Source organism: Rhizobium sp. BK418 (assembly GCF_004341105.1).
In the GTDB taxonomy this organism is placed as follows: domain Bacteria; phylum Pseudomonadota; class Alphaproteobacteria; order Rhizobiales; family Rhizobiaceae; genus Rhizobium.
In genome coordinates this window covers 368,450-384,250 of sequence record NZ_SLZK01000006.1, presented here as the reverse complement: position 1 = coordinate 384,250, position 15,801 = coordinate 368,450, and the positions used below count along the sequence as shown (strand labels likewise).

Here is a 15,801-nt window from a genome sequence, read left to right as displayed (position 1 = left end):
AGGCGGGCCGGGGCTTGCTCGTAAAGAAAGACCGAACTGCATGCCAGACGACAACCGCGACCAGGCCGGCAGGCCCTCGCCCGATGCGCTCCTCGAAAAGGCCCGGGCGGAGTCGCGCGGGCGCCTCAAGATCTTCCTCGGCGCTGCACCGGGCGTCGGCAAGACTTATGAAATGCTCGTCTCCGGCCGCGCCAAGATGTCCGATGGATTTGATGTCGTTATCGGTGTTGTCGAGACCCACGGCCGCAAGGAAACCGAGGCGCTGCTCGCCGGGTTCGAGATCGTTCCGCGTGTGAAGATCGCCTATCGCGGCCAGTCGCTCGAAGAGATGGATCTCGACGCCATCCTTGCCCGCAAGCCCGACCTCGTTCTTGTCGATGAGCTTGCCCATACCAATGCCGAAGGCAGCCGCCATCCGAAGCGCTATCTCGACGTCAAGGAACTGCTTGACCGAGGCATCGACGTCTATTCGACGCTGAACATCCAGCATGTCGAAAGCCTGAACGACGTCGTTTCGCAGATCACCCGCATCCGGGTGCGCGAAACCGTACCGGATTCCGTGATCGACATGGCCGACGATATCGAAATCATCGACCTGACGCCCGACGACCTGATCAAGCGCCTTCATGACGGAAAGGTCTATGTGGCAAAGACCGCCGAGCGGGCGCTGACGAACTACTTCACGCCCGGCAACCTGACCGCATTGCGCGAACTTGCACTGCGAAAGACCGCCCAGAGGGTCGACGACCAGCTGCTGACCCATATGCAGGCGCATGCCATTTCCGGCCCATGGGCTGCCGGCGAACGCGTGCTGGTGTCGATCGACGACCATCCCCGCTCCGCCTCGCTCGTGCGCTACGCCTCACGCATGGCTGCGCGCCTGCGCGCTCCCTGGGCAGCCGTCTACATCGAGACCAACCGCTCCATCAATCTTTCAGAAACGCAGCGCGATACGATCGCCGCCACTTTGAGGCTGGCTGAGCAGCTCGGCGGCGAGGCCATCACCATTCCCGGCCGCGAGGTGACCGAGGAACTGGTGCGCCACGCCACCGCCAACAATGTTACCCACATCGTCATCGGCGCACCAAAGAAGCCAACATGGCGCGAATGGTGGAGCCGCTCGACGACCGACGAGCTCATCCGGCAGGCCGGCGATATCAGCGTCCACGTCATCTCCGGGAACGAGAAAGACACGGCTTCGCAGCGCGGCGTCAAGGCGGCCCCGAGCGTCCCGACGCTGAATTTCAGGGCCTATCTCGTCTCGACAGCCTATGTCGCGATTGCGCTGGCTGTCGGTGTGGTGCTCGATCAGGTGCTCGACGTGCGCAATCTTGCGCTCGTTTTCCTGATGGCGGTTCTGACCTCAGCCGTCATCCATGGCCTACGGCCGGCACTTTATAGCTGTATCCTCAGTGCCCTCTCCTTCAACTTCTTTTTCCTGCCGCCGCGCTACACGCTGACGATCAGCGATCCAGAAAGCGTGCTGGCGCTCTTCTTCTTCCTCGGCGTCGCCATTATCGCCTCAAATCTCACGGCGACGGTGCAGCGTCAGGCGGCGGCTGCCCGTCAAAGGGCGCGGACGACCGAAAATCTCTATCTCTTTTCCAAGAAGCTCGCCGGAACCGGCACACTGGATGACGTTCTCTGGGCGACCGCCTTTCAGCTCGCCTCCATGCTCAGGGTGCGTGTCGTTCTGCTCCTTCCCGAAGAAGGCTCCATCGCGGTCAAGGCCGGCTATCCGCCTGACGATACGCTTGACGATGCCGATATTGCCGCGGCTCGTTGGGCGTGGGAGCACAATCATGCCGCCGGGCGCGGCGCCGATACGCTGCCGGGCGCCAAGCGCCTCTATGTGCCGCTGCGCACCGGCCGCACGGCGGTCGGCGTCATCGGCCTCGACAGCGACCGTCGCGACGGCCCGCTACTGACGCCCGAGCAGCAACGTCTTCTGGATGCCCTGGCGGATCAGGCAGCGCTCGCCATCGAACGCGTACAGCTCGTCGCCGATGTCGATCGCGCCAAGCTTGCGGCGGAAGCAGATCGCCTGCGTTCGGCCCTGCTGACGTCCATCTCGCATGATCTGAAGACGCCGCTCGCGGCGATCCTCGGCGCGTCCGGCACGCTCCGCGACTATTTCGATTCCATGACTGCGGAGGACCGCACTGACCTTCTCTCGACCGTCGTCGATGAATCCGAGCGCCTCAACCGCTTCATCGCCAATCTGCTCGACATGACGAAGATCGAATCCGGTGCCATGGAGCCGAATTATGCGCTGCATTATGCCGGCGACATCGCTGGCAGCGCACTGCGCCGCGCTGCCAAGATTCTCGACCGTCACCGGACGGAAATGACGATCCCCGCCGACCTGCCCATGATCCGCGTCGATCCCGTTCTCTTCGAGCAGGTCCTCTTCAACCTGCTTGACAACGCCGCAAAATACGCGCCCGAGGGCTCCGTCATCCGCATCGAAGGTTGGGCGGATGCCGATAATGTCGTCGTACAGGTCTCCGACGAAGGTCCTGGCATTCCTCCCGTAGACCTCACCCGTGTCTTCGACACCTTCTACCGTGTGCGCAAGGGCGATCAGGTACGCGCCGGCACCGGCCTCGGCCTTTCCATATGTCGGGGCTTCATCGAGGCGATGGGCGGGACGATCACGGCCGGCAACCGGACCGACCGGTCCGGAGCCGTTTTCACCATCCGCCTTCCCAAACCGAATGGCATTCCAAAACTGGATGAACTCAAATGACCGGTTCAGCCGTCAAGATTCTCGTCGTTGACGACGAGCCCCCGATCCGCAAGCTTTTACGCGTCGGCCTCACTGCGCAAGGCTATGAAGTTCATGAAGCGCCGAATGCCGGGGCGGCCCGCCAGTCCGTCAAGGACGACCAGCCCGATCTCATCCTGCTCGATCTCGGCCTTCCCGACATGCCGGGCCACGACCTTTTGCAGGAATGGCGCGAGGGCGGACTCATCATGCCTGTCGTCATCCTCTCAAGCCGTACCGACGAGGCTGGCATCGTCAAGGCGCTGGAAAGCGGTGCCGACGATTATGTGACGAAACCCTTCGGCGTCAACGAACTGGGTGCCCGTATCCGCGTGGCACTTCGTCACCGGCTGCAACAGCAGGGAGAAAAGGCGATTTTCCAGACGGGAGGCCTGTCGATCGATCTCGTCAAGCGCATCGTCAAGGTGGACGGCAAGGAGATCAAGCTGTCCCCGAAGGAATACGACATCCTACGCGTGCTCGCCCAGCATGCCGGCAAGGTGCTGACGCATCAATTTCTTTTGAAGCAGGTGTGGGGTCCGGCGGCAGACGTGCAGTATCTGCGCGTCTACGTGCGCCAGCTGCGGCAAAAGGTCGAGCAGATCCCGGACCAACCGCACTATATCACCACCGAGACCGGTGTCGGCTACCGGCTCCGCGAGCCTGACTGATACCTGCCGACAACAGCATCGGGAATGAAATGAACCTCTCCAACATCATCCGGCCGGAACACACCTTCATCGGCCTGTCGGTGGCGACCAAGTGGCGCGCGCTACAGGCGATTTCCGAAAGGGCAGGCAAGGCTTTCGGCATTGACGGCCAGACCGTCCTGAAGGCGCTCGAATCACGTGAAAAGCTAGGCTCTACCGGCATCGGTAACGGCATTGCCGTTCCGCATGCGGCGATCGACGGCATGACGAGCCCGCGCGGTCTGCTGATCCGCTTCGCTCAGCCCCTGGATTTCGATGCGATCGATGATATCCCGACTGATATCGCCTTCGTACTGCTTTTCGGCGAAAACAATCGCGGGGAATATTTGAACGTGCTTGCCGCTATCGCCCGCAGGCTTCAATCGGAAGGCGTCCTGGCCGCCATGCGCAAGGCCAGAAATGTCGATGAATTCTATTCGGATTTCATCGCGGATTCGCGCGTGTAAGAAAAAACGCTTTGACGCACCCGACCTTCTCCCCGCGGAAGCGGGGGGAAGGCAAATCGAGAACCAAGGGGCCGATGCGGCCCCTGTTATTAGAAGTCGCGCTGGAAACGCAGGAAGCCGAAGACTTCGTCGTCGCCGTCTTCTTCGTCGTGATACTGAACGCTGAGCTTGCTGCGCAGATCTTCAGCGATCTGATAGTCGACGGTGACGCCGGTGGTGTAGGCACTGCCGCCAGTGAAGTCGCCATCAGCATCGAGCTCGATCTTGTCGAAGTACTGGAACGCGGGGGTAACGGCCCACTTGTCCGTGATCTTCATCTTGTACTCGGCAGCGATCGTCCATTCGGACTCTTCGTAGTAGTAGTTGGCGCCGCTAGCCCAGATGCCAGCGAGGCCGAGCGTGCCGGGGCCGATGTCGGCATAGACGATTGCGCGGATAGCGCCTTCTTCGTTGTCGGTATCGTAACCACCGAGGAGGTAGCCGCTGAACGCGCCGCTCTTGAAGGAAACCTGAGCTGCTACGCCGAAGTTGTTCGGGCCTTCGCCCGGCTTCTCTGCATAGGCTTCTTCAAGTTCGTCGACCGAGATACCGGCAGCGAAATTGCCAGTCTCGTACTGATAGCGGATCGAATTGTGGGTCGTCTCGTTGCTGGAGAGCGTATCCGTCTCGCCGCTCAGATCGTCATCCCACCAGCTGTACTGCTTACCGGCGCGGAAGCCGGCGATGTCGAGGTAGCCTTCATCGAGCAGAGTTTCCTGATCGGTGGCGTTGTCAGCATTGGTACGCAGCGTGATAACGCCCGTGAGCGTGCCGTACTCGGTGTCGTTCTTGGTCTGGAAGGTAACCTGACCACGAGTCCAGAAGTTCACGTCGGAATCGCCGGAGACGTTTTCGCCGAAACGAACTTCAGTACGGATATAACCGCCGATCTGAAGGCAGGTTTCGGTGCCCGGGATATAGAAGTAGCCGGTCCCGTAGGCGTCGCAAACGCGAACATATTCTACGGGCTCCGGCTCGGCTGCGACGATAGCGTCGGCTGCATGCGCTCCGGAAACCGCTGCAAGGGCGGCAACAGAGCCAAGAAGGATAGTTTTAATAGACATCAGAAAGACCTTTTACGGTTTGAAAGAGGCAAGCAGTGCTTCAAGGACACCCCCACCATCGGTCGCCGAATCCCAACGACCGGAAGTCCATGTAGGCATTTCAAGGCGTCAGCGCTGTAAAAGAAGACTAAAAATCGACACACCAATGTCGCTTTGTGGGTCGAACTGTGGCAGAAAAAACACGGTAGCGCGACACGGCGCCGCAATTGGCCGCGGCCAACTGGCAGAATGTCCGATCCGCGATCCGCCATTCAAATGGGATGGCTTTCTAAGATTGATCCGGAGAACCGGAACAATCTTCGTTTCATTATACGACTTAGTTGATAGAGTTTGCGGCATAACCACGGAGGGTTCCCATGCAGACTTTCAGGCTCACCCGGCTGATTGCGGCCGCGCTCATGGCGGGCAGCTTTGCGATCGGAAGCGTTGCGCCGGCATTCGCAGATCAGACGCTTCTCAACGTCTCCTACGATCCGACACGCGAATTATATAAGGACTTCAATGCCGCTTTCGCTGCGAAGTGGAAGGCCGACAGCGGTGAAACGGTAACGATCCAAGCTTCTCACGGCGGCTCCGGCGCCCAGGCACGCTCCGTGATCGACGGCCTTGATGCCGATGTCGTGACCCTTGCCCTCGAAGGCGATATCGACGCGATCGCCAAGGCGACCGGCAAGATTCCGGCCGACTGGAAGAGCAAGTTCCCTAATAATTCCACCCCTTACACCTCGACGATCGTCTTCCTCGTGCGCAAGGGCAATCCCAAGAGCATCAAGGATTGGAGCGATCTGATTAAGGATGACGTTCAGGTCATCACGCCGAACCCGAAGACCTCGGGCGGCGCTCGCTGGAACTTCCTTGCAGCCTGGGCATGGGCCAAACAAGCGAATGGTGGCGATGAAGCCAAGGCTCAGGACTATGTGACCAAGCTCCTGCAGCACGTTCCGGTTCTCGATAGCGGCGCGCGTGGTGCCACGACCACCTTTGTGCAGCGCGGGCTTGGTGATGTTTTGCTCGCCTGGGAAAACGAAGCCTATCTCTCCCTCGAAGAACTAGGTCCCGACCAGTTCGAGATCGTAACGCCCGCTTTCTCGATCCGCGCCGATCCGCCGGTCGCAATCGTCGACGGCAACGTCGACAAGAAAGGCACCCGCAAGGTTGCCGAAGCCTATCTGAATTATCTCTATTCGGATGAAGGCCAGAAGATCGCGGCAAAGCATTATTACCGCCCGATCAAGCCGGAAGTGGCCGATCCGGCAGATATTGCCCGGTTCCCGAAGCTGACGCTCGCCACCATCGACGACTTCGGCGGCTGGAAAGATGCACAGCCGAAATTCTTCGGCGACGGCGGCGTATTTGACCAGATCTACAAGCCGGCCCAATAATAGGTCTTATGAGCGCAAATAACCCCACGCGGTGGCGGTTCAAGCGGCCGAGCGTCATTCCGGGTTTCGGATTGGCGCTCGGCCTTACCTTGATCTGGCTGACCCTTATCGTCCTTATCCCGCTGTCCGGCCTTGCCTGGCGGTCGAGTGCTCTCGGTTGGGAAAAATTCCTCGGCATTGCCTTCGACCAACGAACGCTGAGCGCGCTGCGCATCAGCTTCGGCTGCGCCCTCATCGCCGCGTGCCTGAATGTCGTCTTTGGCGTCATGCTTGCCTGGGTGTTGGTGCGCTACCGGTTCCCCGGCAAACGCATTATCGACGCCATGGTGGACCTGCCCTTCGCCCTGCCGACGGCGGTTGCCGGCATTGCGTTGACGACACTCTACGCGCCAAATGGCTGGGTCGGACAATTCCTGACGCCGCTCGGCATCAAGATCGCCTTCACGCCGGCCGGCATTGTCGTCGCCCTTATCTTTGTCGGTCTGCCATTCATCGTCCGCACCGTCCAGCCGGTGATGGAGGAGATCGACAAGGAAGTTGAGGAGGCGGCCGCGACACTCGGCGCCAATCGCTTCCAGACGATTGCGCACGTGCTGCTGCCGGGCCTTAGGCCCGCGGTACTGACCGGTTTCGCGCTCGCCTTCGCCCGCGCCGTCGGTGAATACGGCTCCGTCATCTTCATTGCCGGCAATCTGCCGTTTAAATCGGAGATCGCGCCGCTCCTGATCGTCATCAAGCTCGAAGAGTATAATTATGCAGCAGCGACAGGCATTGCGGCGATCATGCTGATCATTTCCTTCATTATGCTGCTCGTCATCAATCTTATTCAGAGTTCGAGCAGACGGAGGTACGGTTATGGCATCTAACGCTATTCCAAACTCCACGTCGGCTGAGCCGCGTCAACTCCATTCGGCGGTCACCGAAGGCAAAGTCGCCCGTATCACACTGGTCGTCATCTCCCTGCTCTTCCTGTTGTTGATCCTGCTGCTGCCGTTGGCGGCGGTCTTCGTCGAGGCCTTCCGCAAGGGTGCAGGTTCATTTCTCACGGCTCTCCAGGATGCAGAGACTTTCTCAGCCATCCGCCTGACGCTGATCGTCGCTGGCATCAGCGTGCCTTTGAATCTTACGTTCGGCGTAGCCGCCGCCTGGGCGATCGCCAAATTCGAATTCAAGGGTAAGGCGTTCCTGACCACACTGATCGATCTGCCCTTCTCGGTTTCGCCTGTTATCTCGGGCCTCGTCTTCGTGCTGCTCTTCGGCGCCAATACCTGGCTCGGTCAGTGGCTCTCCGCCAACGATATCAAGATCTTGTTTGCGCCGCCTGGGTTGATCCTCGCCACCATGTTCGTCACCTTCCCCTTCGTTGCGCGCGAGCTTATCCCGCTCATGCAAGAACAGGGAACGCAGGATGAAGAAGCGGCCCTTTCGCTTGGTGCGAGCGGCTGGCAAGCCTTCTGGCACGTCACGCTGCCGAACATCAAATGGGGCCTGCTCTACGGAGTGCTTCTCTGCAATGCCCGTGCCATGGGCGAATTCGGCGCCGTGTCGGTCGTATCGGGCCATATTCGTGGCCAGACCAATACGATGCCGTTGCAGGTGGAAATCCTCTACAACGAATATAATTTCACCGGGGCCTTCGCGGTTGCTTCGCTTCTGGCTCTGCTTGCCCTCGTCACGCTTGTTTTGAAGACGCTGCTGGAAATGCGCTATAGCGCCGAAATCGCCGCCAGCCGGCGGCACTGAAGGAAATAGAATGGAAGTACGCGTCCAAAACCTACGCAAGGAATTCGACCGCTTTCCGGCGCTGCACGATGTCTCGCTCGACATCCGCTCCGGCGAACTGATCGCATTACTCGGCCCCTCGGGCTCCGGCAAGACTACACTGCTGCGTCTCATTGCCGGCCTTGAAAGCCCGACCGAGGGCCAAATCTTCTTCGGCGTGGAAGATGCGTCGCGAAAGACTGTCCAGCAGCGCAATATCGGCTTTGTGTTCCAGCACTATGCACTTTTCCGCCATATGACGGTGCTCGACAACGTCTCTTTCGGTCTGAAGGTGCGCAATGCCGCCCGTCGTCCGTCGAAGGCCGACATCCGCAAGCGCGCTTTGGAGCTGCTCGATCTGGTGCAACTCTCTGGTCTTGAAAAACGTTATCCGGCGCAGCTTTCCGGCGGCCAGCGTCAGCGCGTGGCCCTTGCCCGAGCGATGGCGGTCGAACCGAACGTTCTGCTGCTAGACGAGCCTTTCGGCGCGCTCGACGCACAAGTGCGCAAGGACCTGCGCAAGTGGCTGCGCGAAATCCATGACCGCACCGGCCATACGACCGTTTTCGTCACCCACGATCAGGACGAGGCGATGGAACTTGCCGATCGTGTCGTGGTCATGAGCCAGGGTGCGATAGAGCAAGTCGGCACGCCCGACCAGGTCTACGACAGCCCCAACTCACCTTTCGTCTTCGGCTTCGTAGGCCAATCCAACTGCCTGCAGGTAGAAGTCGCCGACGGCGATATCCGCTTCGAAGGCCGTTCGCTCGGTCTTAACGCGGAGGGCGAAGCTGATGGCGCTGCGCAGCTCTATTTCCGCCCGCACGATGTCCGGCTTTGCGAATCCGCCGAAAACTGCATTGCCGGCCAACCGGTCGCAAGCCGGCGCGTCGCAGGCACCCGCCATATCGAACTCGATATCGGCAAGGACCGGCCGCATATCGAAATCGAACTGCCGCCGAGCGAAGCCGACAGGTTGGATCGCTCACGGGTTGCCTTCAAGCCGATCCGCTGGAAGCTTTTCCGCAATTGATATCACTGCAATCTGGTTCCCGCCAGAATCGTATTTGGGCGGGAACCCTTTGTTATTTTTGTTATCTCCGGTTGTTTGTATTTTTGTCACATGCCGGGTAAAACGTTTTCGCTGAATCGAAAAGGGCTGGACTAAATCCAATAGGAGGCACCTAGCGTTGAGGGCGGAGATTTCCTTTGGAAAATCCCTGGTTGGGATTTTGTTCGTAGGATTAGCAGCTGCAAGCTGCACAACCACACCGAAACCGGCGGCAGCGCCGGTCAAAGCCAAACCGAAACAGGCTCAGTCGGCAAAAGTCACCTTCAATTATACCACCAAGGATCGCGACTGCCTCAAGCGAGCGATGTATTTCGAATCGCAGCATTCGGATGAGGCCGGCTATATGGCGGTAGGCAGTGTCGTCATGAACAGACTGACCTCCGGCGCTTATGCCGACTCCATCTGCGGCGTGGTGGCGCAAAAGAAGCAGTTTGCACCCGGCGTGATGACGCGCGAGGTCAAGCCGCAGGCAGAGCCCGAACTTGCAACTGCGGCCGACGCGATCCTGAGCGGCGAACGTCATCCGGCTGTTGGGGATGCGATGTTCTTCCACACTGCGGGATTGAAATTCCCCTACAATAATATGCATTATGTGACGGTCGCAGGCGGCAACGCCTTCTACGAGAAGCGCGATGAAGACGGCACGCTCGAGACGCCGCCGCCGCTGCCTTCTTACGAAGTCGCGATGAATTACGTGCCGGGTGAGAGCATGCTGCCGCCGCAGTTTGCGGTGCTGATCCCGTCAGAAGTTCCGGTCCCGATCCCTTCTCCGGATCCCGCGCCGACGGCAAGCATCAATCCGTTGCCGATGCCTGCGGCGGTAACCGCGATCGAGCCTGCCCCCGGCACGCCAATCGCCATCCCGACGCCACGCCCCGCCTATGACAGCGTGATGTTGCGGCCAAGCATTCCAGCGATCGGCGGCTGATCCGCAAAGGAAGAGCGCTGAAGCGCGTCGCGATCTTTCAGATCCTCCCGCCGCGCCTTAGGTCTTTGTTTTACGCCTGTCGTTGGCACAAAATAGCCGCGCACTTTGTGCAACATGCTCTAGGCTCGCTCCTCCCAGACCTTGGCGAGCTCCACAATCGTGCTGACGGCCTTTTCCATGTCCTGGCGGCTGATCCATTCCAGCGGCGAATGGAACGCGTGGCCGCCGGCGAAAATATTCGGGCATGGCAGGCCCATGAAGGAAAGGCGCGAGCCATCCGTACCACCGCGAATGCTGCCCCGCACCGGCGTCATCCCCGCCCGGCGTACCGCCTCAACGGCGTTTTCGACGATTTCAGGACGACGGTCGAGCACCACTTTCATGTTGCGATACTGCTCCTTCACGTCAAAGCGATAGGTCGAGCCCGGATAGGCCTTCATCACATCCTTGACGATCGCTTCAAGCATGGTTTCCTTTTCCGTCAGACCTTCGTCGGTGAAATCGCGAATGATGAGGCTGATCGCTGCCTTTTCCATCGAGCCGGCCACACCGGTTGGATGAATGAAGCCCTGCTTCCCCTCCGTCGTCTCAGGCGCGATCTCCTTCGGCAGCCGGTCAATGATCGTGCCGGCGATCTTGATGGCGTTTTCCATCCGGTCCTTGGCGAAACCGGGATGAATCGCCACGCCGGTAATGACGATATCGACGCCATCGGCCGAAAATGTCTCGTCCTCGATATGGCCGGCGGTTTCGCCATCCATCGTATAAGCGAAATCCGCGCCAAGCTTCTCCAGATCGACCTTGTTGACGCCGCGGCCGACCTCTTCATCAGGCGTAAAAAGTATCTTGATCGTGCCGTGCTTGATCTCGGGATTGTCGACGAGGATCTTTGCCGCGGCCATGATTTCCGCCAGCCCGGCCTTGTCGTCAGCACCAAGCAAGGTCGTTCCATCAGTGGTGATGATGTCGTTGCCGATCTGATGGTTTAACTGGGGATGTTCAGAGACGCGAATTACGCGGCTCGGGTCGCCGGGAAGCGGTATATCTCCGCCGGCATAGTTCTTCACTATCTGCGGCTTGACGTTCGTGCCGGTGAAGTCAGGCGCTGTATCCATATGCGAGCAGAAACAGATGACCGGCACGTTCTTGTCAGTATTGGCCGGAATGGTCGCATAGACGTAACCATGCTCGTCGAGATGTGCATCCGAAAGACCGATCGCCAGGAGCTCCTCAACCAGAACCCGGCCGAGATCTTTCTGCTTCTCGGTGGTCGGCTGTGTCGAAGAGGAAGGGTCGGATTGGGTGTCGATGACGACATAGCGGAGAAAGCGGTCGAGAACGGTGCCTGTCATAATATCCATTCCAGGGGGATCATCGTCTGATGATATAGCCTCCGCGGGCTCTGCAACGAAAGCCTTTTCCGCTCGAAGCGCATTGTGAGTACATATTCAATCGACGCGATTACCCTCGCCGTTGAACACATGCAGGTGCTTGGCCGGAAAGGCGACGTTGACCTTCGGTCCCGCGCTCAGCGCTTCACGATCAAGCGTAAAAATCTTGAACGGCAGGCCATGCAGCGAAAGGTGCAGGATGATGCCGAAGCCCGTCGGCTCGACGAGTTCGACATCGGCAGCAACTCCTGCGCCGTCGCCGCTCATGACGACATGTTCCGGCCGGATGCCGAGCGTGACTCTTTCGGCGTTCGACAACGGCAGTGACTTATCGAGCGGCACGACCGTGCCGTCTTTCAGCTTCACGCCGCCTGCCTCATAGCTCGCTTCGAGGAAATTCATGCCCGGTGAACCGATAAAACCTGCAACGAAGAGATTGGCGGGACGGTCGTAGAGCTCCAGGGGGCTTCCGACCTGCTGCACGACACCGCCATGCATGGCGACGATCCGGTCCGCCAGCGTCATCGCCTCGATTTGGTCGTGGGTTACATAGATCGAGGTTGCCTTGAGATCACCATGCAGTTTCTTGATTTCAGCACGCATCTGCTCGCGCAGGCGCGCATCGAGGTTCGACAGCGGCTCGTCAAACAGGAAGGCTTTCGGCTGACGCACGATGGCGCGGCCCATGGCGACGCGCTGCCGCTGGCCGCCAGAGAGCGCCTTCGGCCGGCGTTCGAGCAGCGGATCGAGGCCGAGCTTGGAGGCAGCGCCTGCGACAGCACTGGCGATCTTTTCCTTCGCCGTCTTCCGGAGCTTCAGGCTGTAACTCATATTGCCGGCAACATTCATGTGCGGATAAAGCGCGTAGGACTGAAACACCATGGCAATGTCGCGATCCTTCGGATGCAGCTCGTTGACGCGGTTCCCGGCGATACAAATCTCGCCGCCGGTCACGTTCTCAAGGCCCGCGATCATGCGCAATAGGGTGGATTTGCCGCAACCCGACGGGCCGACGAGCACAACGAATTCGCCATCCTTGATTTCCAAGTCGACCCCGTGCAGCACCGGGAAATGACCGTAGGATTTTTGGATATTCTTGATATCGATCGATGCCATGTGACTAACCCTTGACCGCGCCGGCCGTCAGGCCCTGAACGAGATAACGCTGGATAAGCAGGAAGAAGAGGCCGGCCGGAATGAGCGCCATGACGCCTGCCGCCATCATCTGTCCGAAATCCACGGAGAATTTGGAGACGAAAGTAAGAAGGCCGACCGGGAAGGTCGCCGCGTCGTTGCCGTTAATCAGCATCAGCGCAAAGAGCAGTTCGCTCCAGGCCGCCGTAAAGACGAAGCCAAGGGTTGCCGCAATGCCCGGCAGCGTCAGCGGCAGGATGATCTGCCGGAAGGCCGTAAACTGGGTGGCGCCGTCGATCATTGCCGCTTCCTCGAGATCCTTCGGAATGCCATCGAAGAAGGATTGCATGAGGAAGGTCGCGAAGGGCACGTTGAAGGCAGTGTAGACGATCACGACGCCGGTCAGGCTATTCGTCAGGTGCAGCGGCGACAGGATCTTGAAGATCGGCGCGACCAGCATGACGAGCGGGAACATCTGGGTCAGCAGCATCAGCGCCACGATCCAGTATTTTGCCCGAAAATTGAAGCGCGACAGCGCATAACCCGACAGCGACGCACAGATCGTCACCGCTACCGCGGTAGAGGCCGAGACGATGACGCTGTTCTTGAAGAAGGTCGGAAAGGCGCTGTGCTGCAGCACGAAGCTATAGTGTTCCCATGTGGTCCGCGACGGCCACATGCGCACGCCCTCTGTGTAGAGCAGGTCGTTCGGCGTGACCGAAACCTTCAGGAGCCAGAAGAGCGGAAAGAGCGCGAAGATAACATAGACGAGGATCGCCAAGCGGTGCGCGACAGTGGAGAGAATGGATCGTCTCATCGGCTCAATCCCTGGCAAGCAGGCTCTGCCGCAGCAGGATGATCAGCATGGAATAGGCGAGAAGCAGTACCAGCAGCACCAGCGCAATCGCCGAGGCATAGCCGAAATCGAGCCGCTTGAAGGCCTGGGTGAAAATGTAGCTGGCAACGATCTGGGTTCTGTCGGCCGGCCCGCCGCCGGTCATGACGACGATGAGATCGGCGAAATTCGAGATCCAGACGGTGCGCAGCATGACGGTGATGGCGATCGTCGGCGCCAGGAACGGAAGGGTGATCGACCAGAAACGCTGGAACCACCCGGCACCATCGATCGAGGCCGCCTCATAGAGATCGCGCGGGATCGCCTGCAGGGCGGCCAGCAGCGTTATCGCGAAGAAAGGGATGCCCCACCAGACATTGGCAATGATCGGTCCCCACATCGCATATTGCGGATCGGAGAGGATATTGCCCGGCTCGCCCATCAGCCCGAGCGCAAAGAGCCAATGCGGCATCGGTCCGATGACCGGATTGAAGAGCCAGGCCCAATTGAGGCCAGCGAGAAAGGACGGCACGGCCCAGGGCAGGAAGACCAGCGCCTGGACGACACCCCTCCCCCAGAAAGGCTTGTCGAGCAGAAGAGCGAGGACGAGGCCGAAGAAGAATTGCAGGATGACCGAAGCACCGGTCCACCAGAGCGTGTTCTGCAGCGCGCCATAGAAGGCTTTATCGCGCGAAAGCTCGCGGAAATGCTCCATCCCAACGAAACCGCCTGAGAAGGGATTAAGGAGCTGGATATCACGGAAGGCATAGGAAACGCCGACCACCAACGGCACCAGCATGACCGCGATGATCAGAATCAACGACGGCGCGCTGTAGAGATAGGGCTCCGATGCATCGGCCAGCCGGCGCAGCCATGGCCGGCGGTCGTGGGGCATCTCAAGCGTGTCGGCAGTGATGGTCATTACCGGTACTTCCCCTTGCGGCGCTTCCGCGCCGTCTGTCGCTGCATGAGCGGCGGCGGAAGATCTCCGCCGCCGTTTACGATTTGTGCCTTACTTCTTGGCGAGGAACTTCTGCTGGGCCTTGGTAAGGTAGTCAGCCCACTGGTCGGCAAGGTCCTTGGCGGAGATGTCACCGAGCAGTGCCTGCTGCGAGGTCTTGATTGCCATGGAATCCTTGAAGAAGGCGAATTCCTCGAGGTAGGTCGGCATGACCGTCGGCACGGTGTCCTTGTCGGCCAGTTCCTCGAACCAGCCCTTGAACTGGTCACCAGCGTAGAAAGGATCCTTCTCGGCTGCCGTATAGGCCGGCAGAGCGCCGATCTTCTTGTTCCACTCGATATTGCCTTCAGGACCTTCGAGCGTAGCGATCAGCTTCCAGGAGAGATCCTTGTTCTGGCTCGTCGTGAACATTGACCAGCCGCCATAACCGATGGTCGGATAAGACTTGCCGGCCGGCCCCTTCGGCAGCGGAGCAACGCCGAAATCGTCCTTCTTCATGCGCTCGGCAATGGCGATCAGTGCATCGGGATCCTGGTCGAGGAAGGCGCAAGTACCCGAATAGAACCCGGCGACGACCTCGTTGAAGCCCCAGTTGACGCTATCCTTCGGCGCATAGCCCTTCTTGTAGAGATCGACCATCCACTCGATGCCCTTTGCCCAGCCTTCGCTGTTCATGGTCGAGGTGCCGTCATCCTTGAAGTACTTGTTGTCGCCGGCCATGGAGGCGGCGAAGATCATCCAGCCATTGAGACCGCCCGGACCGCCGCGCATGCAGTAGCCGTATTTGCCCGGCAGCTTGGAAACCGCTTCGGAGGCCTTGGTGAACTCCTCCATCGTTTTCGGCGGTTCCTTTACACCTGCTTCTGCAAGCAGCTTCTTATTGTAGAACATCGCGCGCAAATAGAAGCCGTAGGGCAGCATATAGGCCGTGTTGTTGACGTCGCGGCCGAGATCAAGCGCACGCGGCGTCAGTTCCTTGGTGTGCTCCCACTTTGCAAGATAAGGCTCGAGGCTTTCGAGCATGCCGTTATTGGCATAGAGCGACAGCCAGGTATCGGGCATTTCCATGACGTCAGGCACGTCGCCGGCCGAGACCATGGTCGCAAACTTCTGGAAGGCTTCGTTCCAGGGCAACGAGATGATGTCGACCTTGGTGCCAGGGTTGGCGGCTTCGAACTTGGCGACGATCGACTTCAGAGTTTCGGTGCGCTCGGGACTGGTGATGACTTCCACGAGCTTCAGCGTCGTGTCCGCGAAAGCCGTGCCCGCCATCATCGTGGCGAAGAGCGTTGAGAGAATAAGCTTTTTCAT

Annotated in this window: 14 protein-coding genes; 8 read left to right on the top strand and 6 right to left on the bottom strand. The window is 59.5% G+C overall.

Annotated features, from left to right (window positions below):
* Window positions 1-40 precede the first annotated feature (40 nt).
* The 3 genes from EV281_RS23990 to EV281_RS23980 are packed head-to-tail and all read left to right on the top strand — an operon-like array spanning window position 41 to window position 3,923.
* Complete coding sequence (locus tag EV281_RS23990) at window positions 41-2,749, top strand: sensor histidine kinase KdpD (RefSeq protein WP_132656749.1); 2,709 nt, start codon at window positions 41-43, stop codon at window positions 2,747-2,749.
* Entirely contained in the window at window positions 2,746-3,438 is a 693-nt protein-coding gene (locus tag EV281_RS23985) for a response regulator transcription factor (protein ID WP_132656748.1), read from the top strand. Before EV281_RS23990 ends, EV281_RS23985 begins: the two co-directional genes overlap by 4 nt.
* A gap of 29 nt (window positions 3,439-3,467) precedes the next feature.
* Window positions 3,468-3,923, top strand: coding sequence for a PTS sugar transporter subunit IIA (locus EV281_RS23980; protein ID WP_132656747.1), 456 nt, complete (start codon window positions 3,468-3,470; stop codon window positions 3,921-3,923).
* Window positions 3,924-4,012: 89 nt separating this feature from the next.
* Here EV281_RS23980 and EV281_RS23975 read toward each other — a convergent pair whose 3' ends face one another.
* Window positions 4,013-5,026 carry a porin gene (locus EV281_RS23975; RefSeq protein ID WP_132656746.1) on the bottom strand — a complete coding sequence of 338 codons (1,014 nt, stop codon included), beginning with the start codon at window positions 5,024-5,026 and terminating at the stop codon, window positions 4,013-4,015.
* Between the two features lie 356 nt (window positions 5,027-5,382).
* On the opposite strand from EV281_RS23975, the gene EV281_RS23970 reads away from it, so the two are divergent.
* From EV281_RS23970 to EV281_RS23950, 5 genes are all read left to right on the top strand, one after another.
* On the top strand, window positions 5,383-6,408 hold the full coding sequence (locus tag EV281_RS23970) for a sulfate ABC transporter substrate-binding protein (protein WP_132656745.1): 1,026 nt from the start codon (window positions 5,383-5,385) through the stop codon (window positions 6,406-6,408).
* 8 nt (window positions 6,409-6,416) lie between these two features.
* Window positions 6,417-7,274, top strand: a complete 858-nt coding sequence (gene cysT / locus EV281_RS23965) for a sulfate ABC transporter permease subunit CysT (RefSeq protein WP_132656744.1) — start codon at window positions 6,417-6,419, stop codon at window positions 7,272-7,274.
* Window positions 7,264-8,151 carry a sulfate ABC transporter permease subunit CysW gene (gene cysW, locus EV281_RS23960; protein WP_132656743.1) on the top strand — a complete coding sequence of 296 codons (888 nt, stop codon included), beginning with the start codon at window positions 7,264-7,266 and terminating at the stop codon, window positions 8,149-8,151. Before cysT ends, cysW begins: the two co-directional genes overlap by 11 nt.
* Before the next feature lie 10 nt (window positions 8,152-8,161).
* Complete coding sequence (locus tag EV281_RS23955; RefSeq protein ID WP_132656742.1) at window positions 8,162-9,202, top strand: sulfate/molybdate ABC transporter ATP-binding protein; 1,041 nt, start codon at window positions 8,162-8,164, stop codon at window positions 9,200-9,202.
* Window positions 9,203-9,359: 157 nt separating this feature from the next.
* Complete coding sequence (locus EV281_RS23950) at window positions 9,360-10,169, top strand: cell wall hydrolase (RefSeq protein ID WP_132656741.1); 810 nt, start codon at window positions 9,360-9,362, stop codon at window positions 10,167-10,169.
* 119 nt (window positions 10,170-10,288) lie between these two features.
* On the opposite strand, the gene pepT is transcribed toward EV281_RS23950, so the two are convergent.
* The 5 genes from pepT to EV281_RS23925 form a co-directional block, all read right to left on the bottom strand.
* Complete coding sequence (pepT, locus tag EV281_RS23945) at window positions 10,289-11,521, bottom strand: peptidase T (protein ID WP_132656740.1); 1,233 nt, start codon at window positions 11,519-11,521, stop codon at window positions 10,289-10,291.
* 96 nt (window positions 11,522-11,617) lie between these two features.
* Window positions 11,618-12,676 carry a sn-glycerol-3-phosphate ABC transporter ATP-binding protein UgpC gene (gene ugpC, locus EV281_RS23940; RefSeq protein ID WP_132656739.1) on the bottom strand — a complete coding sequence of 353 codons (1,059 nt, stop codon included), beginning with the start codon at window positions 12,674-12,676 and terminating at the stop codon, window positions 11,618-11,620.
* A 4-nt stretch (window positions 12,677-12,680) separates the two neighbouring features.
* A complete protein-coding gene (locus tag EV281_RS23935) occupies window positions 12,681-13,511 on the bottom strand; it encodes a carbohydrate ABC transporter permease (RefSeq protein ID WP_132656738.1) in 831 nt (276 codons plus the stop codon).
* Between the two features lie 4 nt (window positions 13,512-13,515).
* Window positions 13,516-14,451: a sugar ABC transporter permease gene (locus EV281_RS23930; protein WP_132656737.1), complete on the bottom strand. Its 936-nt coding sequence runs from the start codon at window positions 14,449-14,451 to the stop codon at window positions 13,516-13,518.
* Between the two features lie 90 nt (window positions 14,452-14,541).
* Window positions 14,542-15,801: a sugar ABC transporter substrate-binding protein gene (locus tag EV281_RS23925; protein WP_132656736.1), complete on the bottom strand. Its 1,260-nt coding sequence runs from the start codon at window positions 15,799-15,801 to the stop codon at window positions 14,542-14,544.